A 24,440-nucleotide genomic window follows, 5' to 3' on the forward strand; every position below is an offset into this window, starting at 1 on the left:
TGTGAGGAAAACGGGACATGAAAGTTTGGTCACATGCGCCGCCCGCGTGCCAAGTCGGGCGTGACGAAACTGTCAACCGGCAGAGTCAGCGCTTGGATCCGAGATTCAGCTTCAAGATCCGCATGACCTCCGCGATCCCTTCCGGATTCTGATGGGCGCTGTGGTGGGAAGGCACGATCTTCTCCGAGGCCGCGCCATCGAGATGGGAGCTCCAGTACGGCACGAAGCCATCGGTGCTGACAGGCGGGGTGTGGTCCTTGTTGCCGCCCTTGCCGCGGTCGCCCATGATCGAGTGATAGGTGATACCCGGCGCGATCGGCAGTTTGTTGACCTCGCGGACGAAGGGGTTCTCCGGTGAAAGCGTGTCGATGCTGTTCGGCGCGCGATTGAGCTGAAGTGCGGCGACATCGGCGGTGGCGACGGAGGCCAGGGCGTTTCGCGCGTCGGCCAGGAACGACGGAGCACGCACCAGTCTCGAGCCGAAGCGGCCGATCCAGTTCGAGGCGAATTCCGAACCACGGTGCGGCGCGGAAATGAAGATCGCGCGGTTGATCTCCGCGCGATGGCGGAAGACGTAGGCATCCAGCAGCAATTTGCGGCTGGCACCGGTGAGCTTTATCTCGTCCGGACCCTTGCCGAAGATCCCGCGGAAGATCTTCTCACCCGCGTCCGTGACCATCAGGCGGGAGATGATGCCGCCCATGCTGTGGCCGACGATGACCATCTTCTTGTGATCGGGGAAGGTCCGCTTGATGCCGTCCAGCTCCTTGCGCAGCAAGGTGGCAGAGTAAGGATAAGGGTAGCCGCTCGGGTAGCTGAAGACCCAGAACTGATACTTCGCCCGGATCAGCGGGTCATTGATCAGATGGAAGAACATCGGCGCCCAGGTGGCCGGAGTGTCTTGCAATCCGTGGACGAAGAGAACGGGGATACGATCCTTATCGTACTTCTGGAGACGGCTGAGACGGGCGGTGTCCGAATATTTCTGCGGATTGAGCAGGCGGATCAGGCCGAGCTTGTCGGGCCGGTCCACCGCGAGCAGCAGGGAGGCGGGAGCGCTGAAATCCGCGGCCAGCGTGGGATTCCGGCCGGCGATGGAGATCTTCTCCTCGTCGAGCGGATCATGGAGTTCCAAGGTGCCGGTATTGGCCCCATGGAAGCGCAGGATCGCGGTCAGCGCGGTATGGGCGCGCCGGACACCGTAGCTCTTCCGGAAATCGCGATCCTCCGCCCACAGGGCGACCAAGGGCGCACCGACGCCGGGGCGAACTGCCTTGAACTCGCCGTATTTGCCTTTGAAGTCGAGAGTGTCCACCGTCAGGTACGTCCGCGGTGCGGCAGGTGCGCCGGGCTCCAGCTTCCCGCCCAGCGTGCGGGCTCCCGCCCCGGAGCCGAGGGTGATGCGGCCGCCCCAGGGGAGGGATTTGCTTTCCTCCAAGCGCTCGACCAGACGGGCCACCGCGTGATTGTAGAGGGCCACGGCACCGGTCTCCCCGGCCAGCGCCTTGCCCCCCGCGAGCCGGGCGCTGTCGAAGAAATGACCGCTGGCGATGATGGGATCGCTCGATGCCTTGCCGGCCTCCAATTCGCGCAGCGCATCGGAGAGTGGCGAGACAACGTAGTCACCCCGCGGGGTCTTCGATCTGACCTCGTGATAGGAGATCGGCGCGGAGCAGGCACCCAGGAGGAACACTGCCAGCAGCGGCAGCACACGCGTGATTCGTGGCGTCGGAGATCGCATGATGGAAAGGACTCGAGGAGCGGGTTAAAGCAATGCTTTGAAGATTATCCCGAGCAGTTCCCCCCGACGGGATCTGGAGTTCTGGCGAATAGCGGGCGGTGACCACTGCAAACTACGGCTTGTCCGCCGGCACCATCACACAGCGGAAGCCCAGGTGATTGCTCGCGGTCCGCACCTCGCCCTTGCCGCGCGTGCCGACCATGTAGCGGGAGCAATACAGGTCCGTGCACAGGAAGGAGCCGCCGCGGTGGACCCGCTTCTTCTCGGTCGGCTCCGCGGGGTCATACGGGCTCGGGGGTCCCTTCGGATTGCGCGCCACTCCGCCGCTCACCTTCAGGCGGTCGTAGGTGTCCACGCGATACCAGTCGCTGCACCACTCCCAGACATTGCCCGCCACATCGTGCAGGCCGTATCCATTCGGCGCGAACTGTGCGACCGGCGCGATGCCCTTGTGGCCATCCTCACCGCTATCGCCGCCGATGACAGGGAACTTGCCCTCATAGATGTTCGCCTGGAATCTCCCGCCGGGCTTCAAGTCATCCCCCCAGGGATAGAGCATGCCCGCCTTGCCGCCCCGCGCCGCGAATTCCCATTCGGACTCCGTCGGCAGCCGCTTGCCAGCCCACTTCGCGTAGGCCTCCGCATCCTCATAGGCGATCTGCACCACCGGGAATTTCTCGCGGCCTAACAGGTCGCTCCCCGGTCCCGCGGGATGCCGCCAGTCCGCCCCGTGAACGTAGCTCCACCACTGGAAATAATTGCTCAGTTTCACCGGCTGCGGCGTCGGCGTGAAGACGGTGGACCCGGCCACCAGATTCTCCGGCGGCGCGGTGGGGAACTCCTCCTGCGTCGGCTTGATTTCGGCCACGGTCACATAGCCGGTGGCCACCACGAACTTCTGGAACTGCTCGTTGGTCACCTCCGTCGCATCCATCCAGAAGGCATCCACGTGCACGCGGTGGATCGGCTGGGCGTCGCGCGTCACGCCGGGCTCCCCGCACAGCGACTCGCCGGAATCGTTGCTGCCCATCGAGAATTCGCCACCGGGAATCCACACCATCCCAGCCGTGGCGGAGGCGGGCTCGGCGGTCTTGTTAGGCACCGTCGGAGCAAATCCCGCATGGATCGCGCCGGAAGTTTCCGCCGCCTTCGCCGCGGGCGCTGCGGCGCGCTGCCCGTCCTTCCACAGGACCAGCCCGAAGGCCCCCGCACCCGCGATCGCCAGCGCACCGCCCGCGATCCAGAAGTGAATGGGATTCACCCCGCCGCTTTCCGGCGTGGCGTGGCGTGTCGATAAGGTGCGCTGGCTCATGATGTCGGATAAGGTTTGGACCGGGTATTCAGGGCGCGGGCGGATAAATGGCGGACCAGTCGTCCTTCATGCTGATCAGTGTCCAGCCCTTCGTCTTCGCGGCATCTAGGCCCTTGTCGAGCTTGCCGATGTGGGACTCGCGGTCGTAGGCGACCTCCCGCTCGGCATCGGTGTGGTGGACGATCATGCCGAGCCGCGCGCCCTTGCCGCTGGTGGTCCATTCCAGCATCTGGAAGTCGCCGTCCGAATTCCCGAAGGCCGCGATCGGGCGCCGCCCGATGTGCCGCTGGATGCCCACCGGCTTGCCGTCCTTGTCATCGTTGTGGACCAACTCCGGAGTCTTCAGGAGGACCGGTTTGCCATCCCGCATTTCATACTTCAGGCCGCCGCTGCTGCCGACCACCTGCTCCGGCGGGATGCCGTAGGTCTTCTCCACCCACGGTCGCATGAACTCGATCCCGCCGCCGGAAACGATGAAGGTCTTGAAGCCGTTCGCACGCAGATAGGCCAGCAGCTCCAGCATCGGCTGATAGACCATCGCGGTGAAGAGCTTGCCGCTCTTGGGATGCTTGGCCGTCGCGATCCAATCGCCGACCTCCTTCTCGAAATCATCCGTCGTCATGCCCGAGTGGGTCGCCGCCAGCATCGCGACCAGGCCCTTTTCACCACCCGCCAGCGCACCTTTCATGTCGCCCTTCAGGAGGGAGGCGAAGGGCTCCTGCTCCTTCCACTCCGGATGCTGCGGTGCCAGCGCCTTCACCCGGTCCACCACGAAGAAGAATTGGAAATACGCCGGCTGCTCCGACCACAGCGTGCCGTCGTTGTCGAAGGTCGCGATCCGCTCGGGCACCGGCACGAAGTCCGCGGAGCCTTCCTTCGTCACCTTCTCCACGAAGGAGACGATCGCCTGCTTCGGCGCGGTATCTCTCCAAGAGGGCAGGGGATCCGTGGCATGGAGCGCGCCGATGAGCGCCGCGCTGACGAAGGCAAGGGCGAATGTTTTCATGGTTGATAGGTAAGCTTGGGGAAGCTAGTTTTTACCGCCCGTTTCCGACATCGTCCGCATCACATCATCGAGGTTGAAACTCGCGGGTTTTTGCCTCGGCGGGAACTCCCTGAAGCTCTCCAGCCACCTGGCGGCGAATCCCTGCATCGGGACTTGGATGAATGCCCGATGAGCCATCCAGTCGCCGTAGTAGATGCTCGTCGGGCCGCGCTCGAATGGATCGCTGCGTAGGTTATACAAGTTCGGGAGGCGCAGCTTGGTGAACTGTCCCTGCCACACCCCGACCGGTGTCCGGGGGGAAATCTCCGTGTGTTGCTCGAAGAAAGCAGCTTTCCACTGCTCGTAGCGAATGGCCATCAGGTCGCCGTCGTCGGACCAATAGATGAATTCTTTGCGCGGTGACTCCTTCACCTCACCCTTCAGTAACGGCATGAGGTTGTATCCATCGAGATGCACCTTGAAGGTCTTGCCGTTGGCCTCGTAGCCCTTCATCACCTTGGCGACGAGATCGGGCTCGCCCGCGGCGGCGGCGAAGGTGGGAATCAGGTCCTCATGGGCGCAGACATCGTTGATCACCTGCCCCGGCTTGATCACGCCGGGCCAGCGGATGAGGGTCGGCACGCGGAAGGCACCTTCCCAGCCGGTCGCCTTCTCGCCCTTGAACGGCGTGGTGCCACCGTCAGGCCAGGTGAAGACTTCAGCACCGTTGTCGGTAGTGTAGACGACAATGGTGTTGTTGGCGACGCCGAGGTCGTCGAGCTTCTTAAGTAGCTGCCCGACGTGGCCATCGTGTTCGGCCATGCCGTCGGGATAAAGCCCCTGGCCCGTCTTGCCTTCGCTCTCTTTCTTGAGATGCGTAAAGACGTGCATTCGAGTGGAGTTGTAATAACACAAGAACGGTTTGTTGGCCTTGGCCTGCTTGTCCATCCATGCCATGGCCGCATCGGTGAACTCGTCGTCGATGGTTTTCATGCGCTCGATGGTGAGCGCTCCGGTGTTCTCGATCTTCTGCTTGCCCACTTTGCCGAACTGTGGATCGACGGAGGCGTCTTCGGCGTCGGTAGCCCAGGTGTGCATGACTCCTCGAGGGCCGAATTTCTTCCTGAACTCGGGTGACTTCGGGTAATCCGGATTCTCCGGCTCTTCCTCGGCATTGAGGTGGTAGAGGTTGCCGAAGAACTCGTCGAACCCGTGCATGGTCGGCAGGAACTTGTTGAGATCGCCAAGGTGGTTCTTGCCGAACTGTCCCGTCGCGTAGCCCAGGTTCTTCATGAAATCGGCGACGCTGGGGTCTTCGGCCTGCAAGCCGATGTCCGAGCCCGGCAGCCCGACCTTAGTCAACCCGGTGCGGATCGGCGACTGGCCGGTGATGAACGCCGCCCGTCCGGCGGTGCAGCTTTGCTGGCCGTACCAGTCGGTGAAGCGCCCCCCTTCCGCCGCGATGCGGTCGATGTTGGGCGTGCGGTAGCCCATCATCCCGCTGTTGTAGCAGCTCGGATTGAACCACCCGATGTCGTCGCCCATGATGACGAGGATGTTCGGCTTCTTGTCTTGGGCGGATGCCGCCGTGATGGCCAGTGCCGTGGCGAGGATGAGTCCCCGGCGTCGTGCTTTCGGTTTCATGTCTGATTGGTATTTGGGGTTGCTGCGGGCAAATGCCCGTGGGTTACTCTGATCGGTTCGCTGCCGGCAAAAGGGGGCATGGTGAAATCGGTTGTAGCTCCTGGCGGGTATCTTTGGGAGTTATAGGCAGATGCGATATTGGCCTATGGTGAGAGACATTCTGCCCAATGGTGCAATGTTCGGCTGAGCATGAACGAAGGGCGATCGGGCTTCTACTGCCACTCCATGCGAGGTTGACGCCCCGTCCCCGCCTGATAATGCCTTCGGGTAATCATGAAGAAGACCCTCCTGCTCGCCGGCTCCGTCGCGCTCCTTTCCCAGTGCAGCAACTCCACATCATCGGTCGCCATCGACCGCTATGCGGAACTCTCCGGCCGTGCCACCAAGACACCCCGGGAATACGCCATCACCCTCGAGTTCAAGGACAGCAAGGGCAAGCCGGTGCAGGCCATGCCCAGCACCGTCACCGCCAAGCCGGGCCGGGAAGCGGTCGTGGCGATTGAGAAGGAATTCATCTACCCCGCCGCCTACAATCCCGCCGAGGTCGCGGGCTTCACCAAGAAGACCTTCGCCGGTGCTTATCCGGTGACGCCCTCCACACCCACCGACTTCCAGACGCGCAATCTCGGCTACCGCGCCGTGCTCAAGGCCAAGCCGCGGGGTGCCTTCGTCGTCGTCCAGGGCAGCGTCAGCCATGAGAAATTCATCGGCTTCAGCCGCGCCCCGGGCGAAGCGATCTCCCCGATCGTGGACGGCTCGCGCAAGGTCGTGCTCACCGACAACCGGGTCGATCTCCCGAACTTCGTCCGCAGCGAGACCCCCGTCTTCATCGCCGGCCTCCCCGGCGTCCCGCAGGTCATCGACCTCCCCGGCGTCCCCGGCAGCCTGACCGTCACCGTCGTCCCGGTGGAGTGAGCGGCATGCTACCGCATATCGTGTCGTCGTGTTGGAACGGACGGCTCTTCCGCTGGGAGCGCGGAGCCACCGGCCCGCAGAAGCATCCCTTGCTGCCCGGCAATTCACGTGCCGCGTGTGGATAGTGCCGTCGCTTTGCTGCATGCCACCCCTCTGCCCGGTGCCACTTGGACCATTCTGCGGGCCAGTGGCTCCGCGCTCCCAGCGGTAGAGCCGTGCTTGAAGCATCACAAAACGAAAGCTCCAAAGCCCTCCGCCAGCTTGACCCCGCCCCACCACCGCGCTGAATGGGCCCGTCAGATGCTTGCCCACTCTTCTCCATGAACCGCATTTCCCGACTTTCCTGCCTCATTCCGGCGCTGTGCCTCTCCGCGGCCACCCTGTCCGCCGAGCCCGTTGCCCTCGTCGCCGAGCGCTTCGGAAGCTGGGGCTTCGACCTCTCCGGCCGGAATCTCGAAGTGAAGCCGGGCGATGACTTCTACGCCTACGCGAATGGCAAGTTCGTGGAGCGCACGGTGATCCCGCAGGACCGCGTGCGCTTCGGAAACTTCGATGCCCTGACCCTCCTCTCCGAAGCCCGGGTCCGCGGCATCCTCGAAGAAGCGGTGAAGACCCCGACTCCCGCGACCGCCAAGATCGCGGCCTTCTACGCGGCCTACATGGACGAGGCCCGCGCCGCCAGTCTGGGTGCCAAGCCGATCGAGCCTGACCTCGCGGAGATCAAGGCCGCCGCCACCCGCGAGGAACTCTCCTCGTTCCTCGACAAGCCGGACGGTCTCCACCGCGGCCTCTTCGGCGCGGGCATCGGCCCCGATCCGAAGGACCCTACCCGCTACCGGGTCTCGATGGGTTCCGGCGGACTCGGCCTGCCGGACAAGGACTACTACTCCAAACCCTCCTTCGCCGCGATCAAGGCGAAGTATGAAGCCTACGTCGCTGCGATCCTGACCCTCACCGGCTGGCCGGAAGCAGAGACCCGGGCGAAGGAGATCGTAGCCTACGAGACCCTTCTCGCGGAAGCTAGCTGGGCGCGCTCGGAACTCCGCAACCGCGACAAGACCTACAATCCGATGACCCCGGCCGAGCTCACGGCCTTCGCGGACGGCTACGACTACCCGGGCCTGCTCAAGACCCGCGGCCTCGCCGCGGTGGAGAAGATCGTGGTGAGCGACAAGTCCGCCTTCCCGGTCAAGGCCAAGCTCTTCGCCGAGACCCCCTTGGAAACCCTCAAGGCCTGGGCCGCCTTCGGCGTGGCGGATGCCGCGGCACCCTTCCTCTCGCCGCCCTTCGTGGATGCGCATTTCGACTTCCGCGCCAAAACCCTCTCCGGCCAGCCCGAACCGCTGGCCCGCTGGAAGCGCGCCGTCGCCGCCACCAATGACGCGCTCGGCGAGGAGGTCGGCAAGGTCTACGTGGCCCGCTACTTCCCGGCCGAGTCGAAGCGCCAGATGCTCGAGCTCGTCGCCAACGTCCGCAAGGTGCTCGCCCTGCGTATCGACAAGCTCGATTGGATGGGCGAGGAGACCAAGAAGGCCGCGCAGGAGAAACTCGCGAAGTTCAACGTGAAGATCGGCTACCCGGACCGGTTCCGCGACTACTCCGCTTTCCAGGTGGCCCCGGACGACCTGTTAGGGAACATCCGCCGCGGCAGCCGCTTCGGCTGGCAGCGCAATCTCGACCGCCTCGACCAGCCGGTGGACCGCAAGGAGTGGGGCATGCCGCCGCAGAAGGTGAATGCCTACTACAACTCGACGATGAACGAGATCGTCTTCCCGGCCGCGATCCTGCAGCCGCCCTTCTTCGACCCGCAGGCCGACCCGGCGGTGAACTACGGCGGCATCGGCGGCGTGATCGGCCACGAGATCAGCCACGGCTTCGACGACCAGGGCCGCAAGTCGAACGGCGACGGCGTGCTCAAGGATTGGTGGACGGCGGAGGATGCGGCGAACTTCGACAAGCGCGCGGAACAACTCGGCGTGCAATACTCCACCCCCGAGATCCTTCCCGGCGAGCACATCGACGGTAAGCTGACGATGGGCGAGAACATCGGCGACATGGGCGGGATCAGCCTCGCCCTCGCCGCCTACCGCGCCTCGCTCGATGGCAAGCCCGCACCGGTCCTCGACGGCCTCAGCGGCGACCAGCGCGTCTTCCTCGGCTGGGCCCAGGTCTGGCGCCAGAAGATCCGTGAGGAGGCGCTCATCAAGCAGCTCCACACCGACCCGCATTCGCCCGCCGTTGCCCGCGTCAACCTGGTGCTGCGGAACATCGATGCGTGGTACGACGCCTTCAACATCCAGCCCGGCGACAAGCTCTACGTGGCTCCCGAGGATCGGGTCCGGATCTGGTGAGTGAGGAATAATCCAAGGGGGTACCCTTAAGAGGGATAACCTTTGCGTGCCGTTCGGGGCTACGGGTGGCGTGCCGTTCGGGGCACCACCCCCGTGCCGTTCCGGGGCACGGGTTACCTGCTCCGCACGGTGATCGAAACCGCCGAGCCGCGGCCGTGGTCGTCGACGACGCGCAGGGTCCGCCGGCCGGTGGCGGGCTGCCAGGTGAGGTCGCCGCTTGGCGGGGAACTGCCGAGGAAGGCGTCATCGCAGAACCAGTAGAGCTGCGCGACGCCCGCGGCAGGCTTGGCCTGGAGGGCGATGCTTTCGTTCTCGTCTCCGGCCAGGTAGATCCGCCCGGCGAGGGGGGAGATGATCTCGGGCGCGCTGCCGGGATCCTGGCCTTCCACGGTAGCCACGCCGTTCTCCGGCGGCGGGGGCTCGCGGCGCGGGACGCCAGCCTTGCGGAAGAGGGCGAGCAAGTCCGGCGGCCAGAATTCGCAGACCTCGCGGCGCAGGCCCGGGCGACCGTCGTCGTGGGCCACGCGCAGGCCGCTTGTGCCGTCGACGAGGATCTCGCGGTGCAGTTCGCAGACGCGGATCGGCGAGATGCCGGAGATGAAGTGCGAGGTCCGGTGGTGCGGGCAATGCGGGCCGGAGAGGCATCCGGACTGCGGGCAGATTTCCGCGGACACCACGCCGGGCGGGACCGGGCGCGGCTTGTCGGGAAGGTCGAGCCGGGCGAAGAGATCGAAGAGCAGCGGGGCCGCGCACTTGCGGGCGACGAGGGCGTTATTGCCGCGGCCGGAGAAGTTGCCCATCCAGACCAGCAGCACGTAGTCGCCCTGGATGCCCGCGGCCCAGGCATCGCGGAAGCCGTGGGAAGTGCCGGTCTTCCATGAGACGCCGGGACTGCGGCTGGTGAAGCCGTATTCCGCGCCGAGGTCGCTGCCGCCGCGCAGCATCTCGAGGACGAGGTAGCGGGAAGCGGGGTCTAAGAGGACGGGTCCGGCCTCGTCCTTGCTCTTTCCGCCGAAGCCCAAGGGACGATAGCGCCCGTCATCGGCGAGGGCCGCGTAGAGGGCGGCGAGTTCGAGCGGGGTGACGCCGGCACCGCCGAGGGTGAGGGAGAGGCCGTAGTAGGATGAGGGGTGATCGAACTTCACCCCGCCGCGCTTCATCAGGCCGTAGAGGCCATCACCGGAGAGGCGGCGGGCGAGGTCGACGGCCGGGATATTGCGGCTGCGCAGCAGGGCCTCGCGGGCATTGAGGGGGCCCATGAATTCGCGCTCGAAGTTCTCGGGGTTGTAGTCGCCGAAGGTCATCGGTCCATCCACCAGCAGGCTGCGCGGATGGATGATGCCTTGCTCCAACGCGAGGCCGTAGACGAAGGGCTTGAGCGCGGAGCCCGGCGAACGCTTGGCGCGCAGGCCATCGACCATTCCGGAAATACTGCGGTCATGGTAATCGCCGGAGCCGACGTAGGCCAGCACCTCCCGGCTCGGCGCGTGGATCAGGAGGGCGCAGGCGTTATTGATGCCGATCTCCGCGCTGCGTTCGAGCGAGGCGCGGATGCCGCGTTCCAAGGACCGCTGGTAGCGCAGGTCGAGGCTGGTATCGATGGTCGCGCGGGAATCGGTGATCATCATCCGGCGGCAGAAGTGGGGCGCCTCATGCGGCGGATCGGAGCGGGGGATCAGGGTGAAGGACGCCGAAAGCGGATCGCGGCGCAGCGGGTCCTCGGCATCGAGAGAAGCGATCAGGCGGGCCTGCGCGGCGGCAATCCGCGGGCGGTCGTTTTCCTTGCCGGGATGGCGGGTCGCCGGGCTCTGCGGGATCACGCTCAGGGCGAAGGCCTCGCGCTCGGTGAGATCGCTGGCCGGGCGTCCGCACCAGAGCAGGGCGGCGGCACCCGCGCCTTCGACATTGCCGCCGTAGGGCGCGAGATTGAGGTAGGCTTCGAGGATCTGGTCCTTCGAGTAATGGCGCTCGAGCTGCAGCGCGCGGAACATCTGCAGCAGCTTGCCTCCGGCACCGCGGGTTTCCATCTGCCAGCGCAGGCGCGCCACCTGCATGGTCAGGGTCGAGGCCCCGCCCGCGTCATCGCCGGTGACCTTTCCCCAAGCCGCCCGCGCGACGGCGAAAGGATTCACGCCGGGGTGCGAGCGGAAGTAGCGGTCCTCCTTCTGCAAGGTCGCGCGGATCAGGGCCGGTTGGATTTCCGCCAGCGGAGTGCGCAAGCGGTAGCGGCCATCGAGGGCAGGGGAGACCTGGAGAAGCGTGCCGTGGCGATCGCGGACCATCCGCGACCAGGTGATGCTTTCCGGGTAGAGCTCGGGCTTCGGCAGGAAGGTCCAGGCGAGGGCGAGGAGCAGGAGGGCGATGACGGCGGTCCAAGTGAAACGCCGTTGCCATCGGATGCCGAGGTGGAGGAGGCGTCTCATGGATTGGCTCGGGCATTTCCCGGGAGCGCGGACTTTAGTCCGCCCCATTGGTCAGGCGAAGGGATGGCGGCCCGCCGCGGACGGGTCGGGCGGACTAAAGTCCGCGCTCCCGGGGCTGCCGCCATCGCCGCGCATCCGACGGTTTTTCCTGCATCTTGCATGGCTCCTTCAATTCGCTCCCACCACCTCGATCCGCCCGGGCTCCGAAATCCCGTGGCGACCTCGATCATACATGTCTTCCACCATCGCAGAGGGCACGCTGAAGCTGCCGGGGCAGACGGCCTTCATGCGATACTTCACGGTCCACTCCTTGTTCCCGGCGAGGCCGAGGTAGAAGAGGGTGCGGTCCTCGCGCAGTTCGCTGAAGTTCGTGCCCGCCACGGCATTCGGTCCGGACTTCAGGTCGCCCGCCACGACCTCGAAGCCCGCAGGCAACAGGTCGATCACGGCCAGGTCGTTGAGTTGCTTCGGCGTCAGGTTGCGCACCGTCAGCTTCACGTCGATGGCATCGCCCGGTCTCACCGGGCCATCGACCGCGGGCTTGATCTCGCGGAAGATGCCGAGGCCGCTGGTCTCCGCGCCCGGGGCCTTGCCGCGGTCGTAGCCCTGCTGCACGGACTGGTAGAAGGCCCCGATATCGCCGCCGCCCTTCTGGTCGCGGAGGAAGCTGATCTCCGAAGTGCCTTCCGCGAACTCCCCGCGCACCAAGCCCTGTGCAGGACCGGCGATGACCGATTCGCTGCCACCGCGCGGCTTCGCCCGGATCGTCAGCTCCAGCGCCGTCTGCCCGGCGAGGTCGCCATAGGCTTTCAGCGCCAGGGTCATGAACGACGCGGTGAGGGTGGTGAAACTCTCCTTGCGCAGCGGAGCCATCACCGGATCAAGGTCATCGTAGCCGAAGTCCTTCGCCTGTTTCGGGAAGTGGCGGCAGCGGATGTAGAAGATCTTGAGCGCCTCCGCCTCGTCCGAATTGTAGTAGTAGCTGTTCGGCGACTTGGGCGGTGACTTCTTGCGGGTCTCCACGCAGGTCTTCATCAGTGCCTCCGCCTCGTCGTCCTGCTTGAGCAGGTGATAGGTCGCCGCCATCCAGGCTGCGGTCGAGCGGCCCTCCCACTTGCCCGCCTGGGTCTTGGTGAGGGTGTCGCGCAGGTTCAGGAGGAAGGGCGCGGTCTCGCCGTTGCGGGCCAGCAGGTAGATCGCGTAAGCCTGCAACTCCGCCTGATCGGGGCCATTGATGTCCGCCCGCGCGGTCGCGGTGGCGTAGTCCAGCGCGCCCTTCATCATCCGCTCCGGCACCGCATGACCGAGCAGCTTGGCCTCGGTCAGGAAGTGCAGGACGTAGAGCGAGTGGAAGTCGAAGGTCCGCGGCGCACCGGCATACCAATAGCCGAAGCCGCCGTCCGACTGCTGTCGATTCGCCAGCAGCGCGATCGCCCCGCGCAGGTGCTCCGCGGCCACCGCCGGCGGCAGGCCGAAGTCCGCCTCCGTGGAGACCAGCAGCTTGACCATCGCCTTGCTGGTAATCTGCTCGCTGCAACCGTGCGGGAAGCCGCTGACATAGGCCTCCAGCCCCTTCGCGAGGCCCATCGGCAGCACGCTGGCCACCGCCTCGCCGCGGCGGAATTGCGGATAGAGCGTGCGGCCCATTTCCACCTCCTGGCTGCCGGTGCGGAACCAACCCGACTGCACCTTGGTCAGGAAGTGCGTTGCCGGGCGGACGCTGAGCGTGGTCGTACGGACGATCGTCTCATTGCCGCCGGTCGCGGTGAATTTCAGCTCCGCCGCGCCAAGATCATCCTTCGCCTTGAAGCGGAAGTGCAGCATCCCTTCCTTGCCCGGCTCCAGCTCGACGCTGGCGATGGCATTGCCGACCGGCTCAAGCTGGCTGGTGCCGGATGCGTCCACGCTGATGCTGGCCATGCCCGGCGTTTCCAAGTTGTTGGTCACCGCCAACGAGGCCTCGAACTCGTCTCCCGGGGAAACGAAGAGCGGGGTATTCGGCACCATGATGATCGGTGCCTTCACCAAGGACGAACTCTCCGCCGTCCCCACGCCGCCGGCATTCGCCGCCACCGCCATCACCCGCAGGTTGCCATTGAAGTAGTCCGGCACCTGCCACGTCACCTCGCGGCGCTCGGGTCCGGCCGCGACCAAGCCCGACCAGAAGACCACCGGCGCTTCCTGGCGGCGCTTGAAGGGATTCACGTGCAGCGAAAGCAAGTCGCCATCGCCATCACCGCCGAAGGCTGGCGCGGCCTTCATGAATTGATACTCCGGCAACAGGAGGTCCAGCCATTGCAAGGTCCGCACTTCGAGCGCCTGCTTGCGCGTGAAGTAATCGAGAGGGCGGGGGAGCTTGTAGCTGGTGATCTGGTGGATGCCCTCATCCACCGCATAGAGCACGAGCCGCGATTCCTTGCTCGCGGTGAAGCCGAACTTCGCCTCGGTGCCGGGGCGGATGACCTTAGGCGTATCCAGCGTGACCTCCATCTGGCGGCGTAGCGGCGTTACCCGCAGCGGCGCGGCGGCATAGCTCAGCGGGCTGTGGAAGACCTCCGGCGAAGTGGTGGAGCGCAGGAAGGCGGCATTCACATACACCGTGCCATCGATGTCCGGCGGCACGCGCAGCTTGACCGTCGTCTGGTTGGTTTCGGTGCGGAACCACTGGTGCACCAGCACGCGGTCGCGCTCCAGGGTCACCACCCCGGCCCCGGCGTAGGGAGCTGTTAGATGGATCTCCACTTCCTCGCCCGGTCGCACTTCGCCCCGGCTCAGCACCAATTCCAGCTCGGCCTCGCGCTCCAGCGAGCGGTCCTTGTCGCCCTTGCCCGCCACGCGGTAGGGGATCACGCAGAGCACCGCATCCTCGTCATCGATGATCTCCAAGCGGAAGTTCCCGGGCTCGCCGGTGGCCAGCGTCAGGTCGCTGCCACCCGCGGCGAGCGCCAGATCGGCCATCGCCGCGACGCGTTCGTGGCGGGTCGAGACGTAGGAATAGTTGCCGTTCTTGTGCTGCGTGAGGGCCGAGACCTGACGGATCTCGATTAGCCGACGATGCAGCTTCGGCCGCGCCACGGAAGCCAGGGTGCGGTCGATCGCCACCATCTTCACGCTGCGTCCGGCGTTCTTCCCGATATAGTCCAGATCACCGTCCGCCTTCCAGCCCAAGACCTCGTCCCAAGGTGAAACCATCTGCGTGAAGGTATGCCGTACGCTGCGCCCACCCTCGCGCTCGAAGGCCTCAGTCGTGATCGCCATGCGATAGGAAGCGTCCTTCAGGGTTTCGAGCGGCAGCTTGAACTCAGCCTTGCCGTCCTCGCCGGTCTTCGCCTCGCCGAGATCGATCACGCGCCCGGCCTGCGAGGCGGAACGCTCCGCCGCGCGGTCGTGGAAGGTGAAGCCTTCCCACGCGGGAAAGCGGAAGTCGCTCGGCGAGAGCGTCACCTGCATCGTGACGCGCCGCTCCACCGCTGCATCACCGAAGAGCGAGTGCACCTCGGCCCGCGCGGTCGCTGGCTCGGGCTTCATCCAACCTACCGGCGGTGCGGGCTCGATCGCCGCCGTGACCTTGCTGCGGTCCGGCTGGAATTCCTCCACCTTCACCTGCGTGCGGCCGAGCCGGAACATCGGCTCGTCCTTGCTATTGAGCACCAGTGCGGCGATCTCGTAGCTGCCGAGCGGCGCGCTCTCCGGGATCGCAAACTTCGCCTCGAGGAAGCCATCATAAGGCATCCTCAGCCGCTCCTGCGCGACCTGGCGGCCCTGCGAATCCGTGAGCGTGAGCCGCACCGGCAAGCCTTCCAGCACCGGCTCCCAATCGCGGCGGCGGACCAGTGCGGCGGCATTCACCGCATCGCCCGGGCGGTAGATCCCGCGCTCGGTGAAGAGGAATCCTTCGACGGCCTTTTGCCGCGAGGCGACCACGCCATCGATATCGAAGCGCGAGTAATCCATCGCCGGCAGTTGGCTCTCCTTGAGCGGCAGGAAAGTGATGTCCTCCGCCTTCGAAGCCAGCAACGCGATCGGCTCGCGCTCCTTGGTGAAGCCATCGAGCGGCGGGAACTTCGCGCGCCCTTCGGCATCGGTCGTCGCTTCGAGCAAGACCGTGCCGTTGCGGGCGAGCGCCTTCAAGTTCACGCCCTCCACCGGCACTCCGGCCCCGAGCGACATCACGAAGACATCGCGCGCGCCATCGGCCCCGAGCTTCACCATCATGCCGAGATCGGTGACCATCACGAAGCGCGCGGCACCCTCGCCCTTGTCCTCTTCCCAGCCATCGGGGAAGCCGGTGGTGTCGCCCTCGCTGTCCTCCCAACTGTTGTAACCCCTGGCATACCCGTCGCCTTCTTCATCGTCGTCGCGCGGGCTCTCGATGCGGCCGAAGACCGAGTTGTCGGGTTCCTCCGGCTCGACCTTCCTTACCGGCTCGATCCGCACGAAGAAGATCCCGCGACCGCCCGGCAGGACGTCCGGCGTGGTCATCGGCGGGGCCTCGTTGAGGTCGATCTCCGTCTGCACCGCTTCCCAATCATTCTGGAGCGGCACCGGCACGATCTTGCGGTAGCGCTGCACCACGCTGCGCTCGCTGAAGTAGCCGGTCTCGATGTCGGGATTCGCGAAGTCGCCGTTGCGGTTCTGGCTGATGATGTGCTGGACCTGCGAAACCGGCACACGGCCGAAACTCACCTGCAGGTGGCCCATGCCGCGCGAGCTGGCGACCAGCTTCTTCGCGCCGCCGAGGCTCAGGATATTGCCCTTGCCGAGGATCTCAACCTCGCGCGGGAAAGGGGGGACTTCCGCGGTGTGTTCGAACTCCTTGCCCGTCTCGAAGCCGCCCGGCGCCTTCACGCCCGGCTCGACCCGGAGCAGCATCGTCCCCGGCCGCGGCTCGGTGAAACGGAAGCTGTGACGCTGGCTCAGGGGTGCCTCGGAGGGCACGGGCACCAGCTTGATCCGCGGGGCTGCGGTGAGCTGCTGTTCCATCTTGGCGCGGTCCTGCATGTCCCAGCCTTGATCGCTCCACCACGCGCCGATGCGCTTGGCCACTTCCTCGCTGTCGATGTCCTTGTCGGAGTGGACGAAGAGCATTTGCTCGGGATCGCCCTCTTCATTGCGGATGATGCGGGTATCGGCGGCGGTCAAGTGGAAGCCGCTGAACTTGTCCGGCACGCGGGTTTTCACCTCCGGCTCCTGCTCCAGCGGCTTACCGTAAGCGGCGGAATTCACGCCCTTGGTGATGCGCAGGCGCACGAAGTCTTCCTTCTCCGGGATGCCGATGTTCCGGCTGCGGATGAAGAACTGCCGCGGGCCCTCGCCCTGCGTGACCGTGAAGAGCGGCTGGTCCTGCGGGCCGCTGGCGAAGATCGGCATGTTCCCGACCACTTCCAGCGCGATGTGGCGGCCGACTTCCTCCAACTCCACCGGGTGGGTGAAGCGCGCCTCCCCGACCAACTGGTGGACCGAGGGGTCCTTCGGGCTGGTGTAGAAGTTAAAATCCCGTAACTCCGCGCCCAGCGGCCGGGTGGTGAATTCCAGCTTGTTCTTGCTGTAGTCCCGCTTCGGCGCGAGCTCCTCCGGATCGATGCTAACCGTGTAAGCGGTCCCCGGCACCCAGTGCGGCGCCAGCGGCGTGAAGACCAGGGTCTGGCTGTCCGACCACTGCCAGCGGCCAGGGATCTGCGGGCTCATGGAGATGCCCGGTCCCGGCTCCTTGCCGACCTTGTCCATCGGCGCGGAAGGCAGCGAAAAGCTTACCAGGAATGGGGTAGGGACCAGGGCTTTCTCGTCCCAGGAGCGCTGGATGGCCGGTGCGCTCCAGCTCACCCCGACCTTCTGGATCTCTTCGTAGACGAAGGGCCGCGGCCGGTGCGCCTCCTTCCAGCGCAGGTACTGCCAGGTGCCCAGCGCGAGCACGGCCAGGGTGACGGTGCCGAGGGCCCAGTGGCGGCGGTTCCGCGCCACGTGCTGCCCGAATTTTGTTATGCTTTTACCAGTCCCGGCCAGCCACGGAGGGGCCGACCATGTGATATGTCCAAAAAGGAAGCCGGCGGTGCGGCCGGCCAGGTCGAGCAGTGCCCTCAAAGGGGCGGATTTGTTTTTCACGGAAGTGTTCCTCGGGCTGCGCTACGCGTGGGCTTTTGCAGGCTTTCACGTTTCACACAAATTTCATAAATGCAGAAAAACTAGCAGGTGACGAGGGCGGAAATGGCGAGAGAGAGGCAGCTTGGACGGTGGCTTCTCATCGCTCGCTCCTTGCCACTCGCTCCTTGCTACCCTCTTCTGCCCCATCCACACTCCGTCCGTAGCGTGTCCGGATTCCCGCCAGCCCAGATCATCCCGCCGCAGGTGCTTCTCGGTGCCTATGCGCAGGGTGTATTCCCGATGGCAGATCAGGGCGAACTCACCTGGTTCTCGCCGCTGATGCGCGGCGTCATCCCGCTGGATGGCGGCTTCCACATTCCCCACGGCCTCAGGCGCGTGCTCAAGCAGCAGCCCTTCGAGGTGAAGTGGAATACCGACTTCCGCGGCACCATGCAGGGCTGCGCCGCCCGCGACCGGACCTGGATCGACGGCACCATCCTTGAGAGCTACTGCCTCCTCCATCGCCTCGGCTACGCGCACTCGGTGGAGTGCCACGATGCCGAGGGCCTGCAGGGCGGCCTCTACGGCGTGGCGCTCGGCAAGTGCTTCTTCGGCGAAAGCATGTTCTCGCGGAAGACCGATGCCTCGAAGATCGCCCTCGTTGGCCTGGTGGAAGAACTGCGGGCCCGCGGCTTCCTGCTGCTCGATACCCAATGGCTCACCGATCACCTGCGCCGCTTCGGCGGCGAGGAAGTCCCGCGCGATGAGTACCAGCGGCGCCTGAAGATCGCGCTGGGCGATCAGGGGACATCCTTCCACCCGCCGGTGCTGGGGCCGGGGGTGTGACATAAGGAGCAGCGACCTTATTGTCGCAGTCACCGGACCGGCGCACAGGGACAATAAGGTCCCTGCTCCTTATCGCTCCTCGGTGCCCCGCACCGCTTCCAGCTCCGGATCGTATAAATTGAACTCGATCTTGCTGAACGCCTTCGCCTCGAAATCCGCCTGCCCGAAGGCCTGCCCGAAGCCCTTGAAGCGCTCGCCCGCCGAACTCTCCAGCCGGAAAGTCACGTGGCTGCCATCCGCGAACCATGCCCGGATATCGCCGTTGTAGCGCTTCGGCTTCTCGTAGAGGCCGAGCTTGTAGTCCTCCTTCTCCTTCGTGGTCCGCAGCGGGAAGGAACGCAGGCGCGACACCGGCAGGTTCATCTCGCCGAAGCGGGTCTTGAGCTTCACCTTGCCGTTTTCGATTCCCAGCATCTCGCCTTCCACGTGGTCGCTGTTGCGCAGGCGGATGCGGGTCGGATCGGGCTCGGGCTCTTCCTTCTTGTTCGCCGCTTCGTCCTCCTCGTCCATCATCATCTCGTCGTGATCGGGTGCCTGGCCTTCCACCACGCCGTCCCACGAAGTCACCTCGATCCGCGAGAAGCGCAGGCTCGCCGAGTCCAACGCATCGAAGTGGATGCCGCCGCCCATCTTGCCGACCTGCGGCTCCGGGTCCATCCAATCGGCGGCGATCCGGCCGTTGACCATGAGCTGGATCAGCCCGGTCTTGCGATCCACCAGCAGCTCCATCCGGACCTTCTCCCGGCTCAGGAATTCACCCACGTTCACCGCATTGCCGATCGGCTGCGAGGTATTGCGCGGCGTGCGCTTGCGCAGCTCCACCAGCCGGCCGCCGCTCACCACACTCAGCATGTAGCAATTCTCCGGCTCCTCGGCGTCGATGTTGTCGCTGAAGAAAATGAAGCGGAAGCGCGGGTTCGAGCGCCATGAGATGTCGAAGGCGAAGTGGACCTTGGGCGGCAGCTCGAGCTTCCGCGAGATCGTTCCCGGGGACTTCGAGCGCAGCACGCCGTCCTCGTAGGCCCAGCCGTCCTTGCGCTCCATGGTCCAGCCATCCAGCCCGGTCGGGCCGGCGTAAATGATGTCCGGGCGATCCTGGATTTCGAGCGTGTCCACCATCGTGCGGCGGAGCTTGATCTCGCCGCCATACCAGGTCCGCAGCGTGATCTCGCTGGCGGTCACGCCGGTCAGCTCGCCGCGCAGCATGTCACCGTTGCTCAGCGTGGCCGTGGCGATGTGGTCGCCGGTGAATTCGCCGCGGGTCGGCGGCAGGACGATCTCCAGGACCTGATCGAGCCGCAGCGGTGCGGGCTCGGTCAGGAAGTCCGCCTCGATCCGCGCGCGGTCGCTGCCGATTTCCAGCAGCCGGCACTTGAAGCTGCTGCCATCCGTGCAGCGCACTACCGCCGCCTGCGGCGCGGCCACCGCCAGCGACGCCGCAGCCGCCGCGAAGGCCGGCAGGCAGATCCAGATCCAGGGGCGTTTCATTCTTCCTCGTCGTCTCCTTCCTCGGGTTTGGCTTCCTCTTCCACCGGTCGCTCGACTTCCTTGCGCTCGAGCCGGGCGATCGCATCGCGGCGGATCGCCAGCTTGCCCAGCAAGGGGTGTTCCGCGTCCAGCGAATCGCCGGCGAAGGAGCAGCCTGAAAGTGCCAGCAAGCCGCGTCCGCGCAAGCTGATCTGCCAAGGGGCGGGGGGCTTCGCTACAGCCGGCTCGGCGGGCTTGGCGAAGAAGAGCGTGGAGACATCGCTGGCCGGCAGCTCCATCGGTTCCGGATTGTGCGGGTTCTTGTAGAGCACCAGAGGGCCATCCTTGCTATCCTTCATGCCGATGATGTTCCCGGTCCCGCGGTTGGAAGTCCGGGTGATCACCACGTCCCGAGTCTCGTCGCCGCGCTTCTCATTCTGGTGGCGGACGGCCGCGGCGTCCCACTCGCGGATCTCAATGTTGCTGATCGTCATCTCGTCGTCCGCGCCGATCTTGCTTTGGAACATGATGCCCTTGCCCGGCGGCGTCGCCTTGAGCGGGTCGGAATACTTGCCCTCCTCCTCACCGTTGAGCCAGAGATGCACCTGGTGCAATTGGCGGTCCACCCGGATCTCCACGTCCACCTGTGAGTCGGCGTAATCATCCGGACTGCGGCGGATCGCGTGCATGTCCTTGTAGGGATAGCTGTCGCCGCTCTGCTGGCGCACCAGCTTGAAGCCGCCGGAGCCATCGAAGGTGAACTGGTAGCGATCGGCCTTGCCGCCGGTCTCCATCAGTTCGTCCGCGAAATACACCTGCAGGTTCGGGGTGGTCTTCCACGCCATCCGGAAGCGGAGGGCGAAGGAGCCGGGAATATCGAAGGCGCGGGAGATCGTGCCGCCGCCATCCGCCACGAAGCCCTTGGCCTCGTAGCGCCAGCCGCTGCGGATATTCCAGCCGTTTTCGGTCGGCCCCTTGTAGATGATCTTGCGCGGGCGCACCCCGAGCTGGACCGTGCTCACCCGGTCCCGCGGGATTTCCAGCGGGCCGGCGAAGACCGTGCGCACCCGGACCAGGGCTTGGTCGATGCCCAGCAGCTCGCAGGGGAATTGGTCGCCGTTGGCCAGCACCAGCATCGCGTCGCTATCGTCGGCAGGACCCTTGCCCTGCGCGAAGAGCACCCGCTCGATCTGGTCGGACTTGAGTTGGAAGGGCTCGAAGGAAAGCGGGCTGCTCAGCGAGATCCGGCCGTCGTCCGCCATTGCGGTCACGGTGCCGGAGAGGCGCGAGCCCTCGGTGAGGATCACCTCGTCGGCATGGACCGGGAGGAGGCAGGCGCAGAGGATGGCGAGGCGTTGCACGGGCAGGGCTAAGGGGGATTCAGAGGTCTTCATCCCAATCGTCGAGGAAACCTCCGGCGGACTGGAATTCCAAGACCACGGCAGGAGCCAGGTCGATGTCCATCTTCCCGGCGATCCGCGAATCGAGCTGGATGCGCCCGCCCGCGGAGGAGATCGGCACGCCGCTGATCCGACCGACCGGCTGCATGTGGACGGTGATCTCCGAGCCGGTTTGCGGCTCCACCTTGCGGCGGCCGCTGCGGGCGAAGTGGATTTCGGCGATGTCGTTCATCGGAATTTTCAGGGAAGCATACTTGGCCACGATCTCGACGTTGTTTTCGTGGATCGCGCGGATCCGGCCGGAGAAGCGGTCGGTGCCATTGGTCAGCAGCACGATGTCCTGCTGCTCGCTCTCCATGCTGCGCGCGGAATCGGTCAGGCCGTTCCACTCCGCCACCACGATGTCGGAAACCCGGATCTGCGTCGCGCCGCTCTGCACGTGGAAGCCGATGCCGCCGCCCGGTGCCTTGTAGGAGATGGCGCCGGGCTCTGGCACCTCGCCCTCCTCCGCGGTGTACCATTGCACGACGAACTCGCCATTGATGTAGACCGCGATGCTGCCTTCCTTGCGGTCGCAGCGGATCTCGAAGAGCGCCTCGCCGGTGTCGGGCAGCTTGATCGTGCTCGCGCCGACCCGCACCCGTTCGACTTCGGGCATGCCCTCCTCATCGAAGCCGGTGCGCTGCAGGTGGATGTAGCCGGAATTGAAATTCAGCACGTAGGCGCTGCCGAAGAGCCGCGCGAAATTCGGCATCACGCCGACCGGCGGCCGCTCTTCTTCCGCGCCTTCGGCTTTCTTCTTTTAGGCCCGACCTGCCGCAGGTCGGCGTGGAAGGCCACCGCGATGCTCGGCCGCGAGCGCCAGCCGAGCTTGAAGCGCAGCAGCGAGCGGTCCGGCATCCCGGCATCGTAGGTCAATCCGTCGCCGCCCGCCCGCGAATACCAGGCGGCGCCGGCATGCGCCCAGGCGGGCTTGATTTCGTCCCCCTTCTTCTTCAGCGGCTGGCGGTCGGCGGCGTCCCCGCCGAAGGGATCGGCACCGCCCGGAAGCTTGTCCGCGGCCACGATCTTCCAGCCCTGCTCGTCGAAGGGCCCGGCATAAAGCAAGCGCCCGCCGAAGGGATTCGGCGCGATCGCCGCGACGCTATCGCGCGGCAGGGTCAGCACCCCCGCGCTGGTCGATTCCAAGGTCATCTCGTGCTCGTCGGCGGCCACCACCTTGCCGGGGAGGCGGTCGCCATTCACCAGCGTGATGTGGCAGGGATCGGTGACCGGCGAGACCGGGCGCGCATTGCGCAGCACGATCTGGCGGACCTTCTCGCGCTGGAGTTCGATCGGCGCGGCGATGTCCGGTCGTTCCCAGGTGATTTTGCCGCTGGTATTGAAGCCGCCGAAGTGGCCTTCCAACTGGTCGCCGTTGGTGAAGCGCAGGTGGTCCTTCGGCTCTTCGTCAGCGGCGAAAAGCGGCGTCCCGAGCAGGGTGGCAATGATCAAAGGCCGGATCATTTTTCGTAGATGGGCAGGAAGCGGTAGTTCAGGGCGAGCGATAGCAGCGAGCCCGCGGTGTTGAAGGACTGGCCCTTGTTTCCGGGCCAGGAGCCATCGCGGGCTTGGATCGTGGAAAGGTAGCGGATGTTCCGGGCATTCCAGTCGTTCCACGTGTCCATGTCGGCATGGAACAGGGCCTGCGACATGTAATACTCGTAGTAGTAGGGATAATGCCGGTCGCGGTAGGAAAGCTGGGTCTTGAGGTAGTCCACGGAGGACTGGAAGCCCTTGCCCTCCTTCTCCTTGGCCAGCGACAGGCAGAGCACGCCGATCGCCGTCAGGGTCGGCTTGCCGCCGCCTGCGGAGGTGTAGCCATAGGACCCGTCGCCGCTGCGGCAGCGCGCCATGTAGGCCAGGCCCTTTTTCAAGGAATCGTCCGGCACCGGCAGGCCCGCATTGCGCGCGGCGAAGAGCGCCACCAGTTGGCAACCGGAGACCGTGGTGTCCGCATCCGTGCTATCCGGCGTGTAGCGCCAGGCTTCGGACTTGTTGCGCTTCTGCGCGCTGAGGATCAGCTCCACGCACTTCTTCAGCGCGGGTGCGATCTTCGGGTTGTCCACCGCCCCGTAGGCCTCGGCCAGCGCCAGCGTGGCGAAGCCGTGGTTGTACATGCTATTGCCGATGTAGCCGTTGGTCGGGTTCTGCTGCGCCAGCAGGTAGTCGATCCCCTTCGAGATCGGCGCGGCATACATCCCGTGGTTCGGGTCCTCGCCATGGGCCAGGAAGGCCACCACGCACAGCCCGACCACGCCCGGCTCGCTGCCCATGCTGTCGTTCCAGTAGCCTTGCGCGTTCTGGTTCTTGGCCAGATAGGCGAGGCCGCGGTCATACATCGTGTCGACCTGGGCCGGGACGGGATCGTCGGGGCGGCGGGGGAGATCTTGCCCGGAGAGGGGAGCTAGGGAGGAAAAGGCCGCAATGACGAATGCCGAATTTCCGAATGTCGAATGAAGTGTTTTGAAGAACGAGAAGCTTCCTCTGGGAACCAAAGCCGCCCCATTCCCTTCGACACGACATTCGTCATTCGGGAATTCGGCATTCGGCATTTCGCTTCGCCTGCTATGGTGAGCTTCTCTCATTTTGCCAGTTTCTCCGCGTCGCGGTTGTAAGCGTCCAGCGCCTCTTGAAATTCCTTGGGCAGGGCTTCACCCGCCGTGCCGGACGACTTCGGCACGCGCCGCTCCTCGATCTTGCCGCCGCTTGTTCCGCCGCCCGCACCGTTCGCGGAATCGGACATCCCGGTCTGGCCCTCGCCGCCCTGGCTGCCGGGTTGCTGGCCCTGCTGCTCCTTGCCCGGTTTGTCGCCGTCGGGGTCGAGACCCATCATCCGCTCCATCATGTCCATCATCGCGCTGCCGGGCTCCTGGCCCTCCTGCGGCTGCTGGCCTTGCTGCTTCTGCTTCTGGCGCTCCTTGGCGGCTTCGAAAATCTTCTCGATCACATCCGTCTCCGCCGCGATCGTGATCCCGCTGGTGTCGAATTCCACCAGCAGCCCGGAGGCTTCATCCATCGCCTCGTTCACCCCTTCCAGAAGTTCGATGACCTTCGGCTGGGTCTGCTCGATGATGAGCTGCTGCACGTCCGCGGCGAGTTCGTCCTGCGTCTCCGCCAGCTTGCGGGAGCCATCCTGATGGGTGGCGATCTTGGTCACGAGATCCTGCTCCTCCGCGGCGCAGGCCAGCGCGGCGGCGATCCAAATCAGTGCGGCGGTCTTCATGGCTAAGTCG

Annotated in this window: 15 protein-coding genes; 3 read left to right on the top strand and 12 right to left on the bottom strand. The window is 65.4% G+C overall.

The features are described 5' to 3' along the window. Nucleotides 1–85: 85 nt before the first annotated feature. From ABWK72_RS00250 to ABWK72_RS00265, 4 genes are all read right to left on the bottom strand, one after another. Nucleotides 86–1,741: an esterase/lipase family protein gene (locus ABWK72_RS00250; protein WP_367872767.1), complete on the bottom strand. Its 1,656-nt coding sequence runs from the start codon at nucleotides 1,739–1,741 to the stop codon at nucleotides 86–88. A gap of 112 nt (nucleotides 1,742–1,853) precedes the next feature. Next, nucleotides 1,854–3,053, bottom strand: a complete 1,200-nt coding sequence (locus ABWK72_RS00255; protein WP_367872769.1) for a formylglycine-generating enzyme family protein — start codon at nucleotides 3,051–3,053, stop codon at nucleotides 1,854–1,856. A 28-nt stretch (nucleotides 3,054–3,081) separates the two neighbouring features. Then, entirely contained in the window at nucleotides 3,082–4,059 is a 978-nt protein-coding gene (locus tag ABWK72_RS00260) for an HAD family hydrolase (protein WP_367872770.1), read from the bottom strand. 24 nt (nucleotides 4,060–4,083) lie between these two features. After that, entirely contained in the window at nucleotides 4,084–5,682 is a 1,599-nt protein-coding gene (locus ABWK72_RS00265) for an arylsulfatase (RefSeq protein WP_367872771.1), read from the bottom strand. A 273-nt stretch (nucleotides 5,683–5,955) separates the two neighbouring features. Between ABWK72_RS00265 and ABWK72_RS00270 the strand changes: the two genes are divergently transcribed. Next, nucleotides 5,956–6,597, top strand: coding sequence for a hypothetical protein (locus ABWK72_RS00270; protein WP_367872772.1), 642 nt, complete (start codon nucleotides 5,956–5,958; stop codon nucleotides 6,595–6,597). 320 nt (nucleotides 6,598–6,917) lie between these two features. Then, nucleotides 6,918–8,948, top strand: a complete 2,031-nt coding sequence (locus ABWK72_RS00275) for a M13 family metallopeptidase (protein ID WP_367872773.1) — start codon at nucleotides 6,918–6,920, stop codon at nucleotides 8,946–8,948. Between the two features lie 113 nt (nucleotides 8,949–9,061). On the opposite strand, the gene pbpC is transcribed toward ABWK72_RS00275, so the two are convergent. Together pbpC and ABWK72_RS00285 are read right to left on the bottom strand one after the other, a co-directional pair. After that, nucleotides 9,062–11,371 carry a penicillin-binding protein 1C gene (gene pbpC, locus ABWK72_RS00280; RefSeq protein ID WP_367872774.1) on the bottom strand — a complete coding sequence of 770 codons (2,310 nt, stop codon included), beginning with the start codon at nucleotides 11,369–11,371 and terminating at the stop codon, nucleotides 9,062–9,064. A gap of 168 nt (nucleotides 11,372–11,539) precedes the next feature. Further along, the gene (locus ABWK72_RS00285; RefSeq protein ID WP_367872775.1) at nucleotides 11,540–17,332 is read right to left on the bottom strand and encodes an alpha-2-macroglobulin; all 5,793 of its coding nucleotides are present in this window, start codon (nucleotides 17,330–17,332) and stop codon (nucleotides 11,540–11,542) included. A 345-nt stretch (nucleotides 17,333–17,677) separates the two neighbouring features. Between ABWK72_RS00285 and aat the strand changes: the two genes are divergently transcribed. Beyond that, nucleotides 17,678–18,298 (top strand): leucyl/phenylalanyl-tRNA--protein transferase, encoded by a 621-nt coding sequence (aat, locus tag ABWK72_RS00290; RefSeq protein WP_367872776.1) that lies wholly within the window; start codon nucleotides 17,678–17,680, stop codon nucleotides 18,296–18,298. Between the two features lie 69 nt (nucleotides 18,299–18,367). Here aat and ABWK72_RS00295 read toward each other — a convergent pair whose 3' ends face one another. The 6 genes from ABWK72_RS00295 to ABWK72_RS00320 form a co-directional block, all read right to left on the bottom strand. Next, the gene (locus ABWK72_RS00295) at nucleotides 18,368–19,786 is read right to left on the bottom strand and encodes a hypothetical protein (RefSeq protein ID WP_367872777.1); all 1,419 of its coding nucleotides are present in this window, start codon (nucleotides 19,784–19,786) and stop codon (nucleotides 18,368–18,370) included. Next, nucleotides 19,783–21,159 (bottom strand): hypothetical protein, encoded by a 1,377-nt coding sequence (locus ABWK72_RS00300; RefSeq protein ID WP_367872778.1) that lies wholly within the window; start codon nucleotides 21,157–21,159, stop codon nucleotides 19,783–19,785. Before ABWK72_RS00300 ends, ABWK72_RS00295 begins: the two co-directional genes overlap by 4 nt. Beyond that, nucleotides 21,146–21,922: a hypothetical protein gene (locus tag ABWK72_RS00305; RefSeq protein WP_367872779.1), complete on the bottom strand. Its 777-nt coding sequence runs from the start codon at nucleotides 21,920–21,922 to the stop codon at nucleotides 21,146–21,148. The genes ABWK72_RS00300 and ABWK72_RS00305 overlap by 14 nt, the downstream gene beginning before the upstream one ends. Next, complete coding sequence (locus tag ABWK72_RS00310) at nucleotides 21,919–22,671, bottom strand: hypothetical protein (RefSeq protein ID WP_367872780.1); 753 nt, start codon at nucleotides 22,669–22,671, stop codon at nucleotides 21,919–21,921. The genes ABWK72_RS00305 and ABWK72_RS00310 overlap by 4 nt, the downstream gene beginning before the upstream one ends. Further along, nucleotides 22,668–23,546, bottom strand: a complete 879-nt coding sequence (locus ABWK72_RS00315; RefSeq protein ID WP_367872781.1) for a prenyltransferase/squalene oxidase repeat-containing protein — start codon at nucleotides 23,544–23,546, stop codon at nucleotides 22,668–22,670. Before ABWK72_RS00315 ends, ABWK72_RS00310 begins: the two co-directional genes overlap by 4 nt. Nucleotides 23,547–23,788: 242 nt before the next feature. After that, nucleotides 23,789–24,430 carry a hypothetical protein gene (locus ABWK72_RS00320; protein ID WP_367872782.1) on the bottom strand — a complete coding sequence of 214 codons (642 nt, stop codon included), beginning with the start codon at nucleotides 24,428–24,430 and terminating at the stop codon, nucleotides 23,789–23,791. Nucleotides 24,431–24,440: the final 10 nt, after the last annotated feature.

This window comes from Luteolibacter sp. Populi, assembly GCF_040801775.1.
Taxonomy (GTDB): domain Bacteria; phylum Verrucomicrobiota; class Verrucomicrobiia; order Verrucomicrobiales; family Akkermansiaceae; genus Haloferula.

Coding starts and splice junctions, on each gene's coding strand:
- ABWK72_RS00315 (WP_367872781.1), bottom strand. CDS start 23,546: ATGTATGACCGCGGCCTCGCCTATCTGGCCAAGAACCAGAACGCGCAA.
- ABWK72_RS00250 (WP_367872767.1), bottom strand. CDS start 1,741: ATGCGATCTCCGACGCCACGAATCACGCGTGTGCTGCCGCTGCTGGCA.
- ABWK72_RS00310 (WP_367872780.1), bottom strand. CDS start 22,671: ATGATCCGGCCTTTGATCATTGCCACCCTGCTCGGGACGCCGCTTTTC.
- ABWK72_RS00275 (WP_367872773.1), top strand. CDS start 6,918: ATGAACCGCATTTCCCGACTTTCCTGCCTCATTCCGGCGCTGTGCCTC.
- ABWK72_RS00320 (WP_367872782.1), bottom strand. CDS start 24,430: ATGAAGACCGCCGCACTGATTTGGATCGCCGCCGCGCTGGCCTGCGCC.
- ABWK72_RS00295 (WP_367872777.1), bottom strand. CDS start 19,786: ATGAAACGCCCCTGGATCTGGATCTGCCTGCCGGCCTTCGCGGCGGCT.
- ABWK72_RS00270 (WP_367872772.1), top strand. CDS start 5,956: ATGAAGAAGACCCTCCTGCTCGCCGGCTCCGTCGCGCTCCTTTCCCAG.
- pbpC (WP_367872774.1), bottom strand. CDS start 11,371: ATGAGACGCCTCCTCCACCTCGGCATCCGATGGCAACGGCGTTTCACT.
- ABWK72_RS00265 (WP_367872771.1), bottom strand. CDS start 5,682: ATGAAACCGAAAGCACGACGCCGGGGACTCATCCTCGCCACGGCACTG.
- ABWK72_RS00255 (WP_367872769.1), bottom strand. CDS start 3,053: ATGAGCCAGCGCACCTTATCGACACGCCACGCCACGCCGGAAAGCGGC.
- ABWK72_RS00300 (WP_367872778.1), bottom strand. CDS start 21,159: ATGAAGACCTCTGAATCCCCCTTAGCCCTGCCCGTGCAACGCCTCGCC.
- ABWK72_RS00260 (WP_367872770.1), bottom strand. CDS start 4,059: ATGAAAACATTCGCCCTTGCCTTCGTCAGCGCGGCGCTCATCGGCGCG.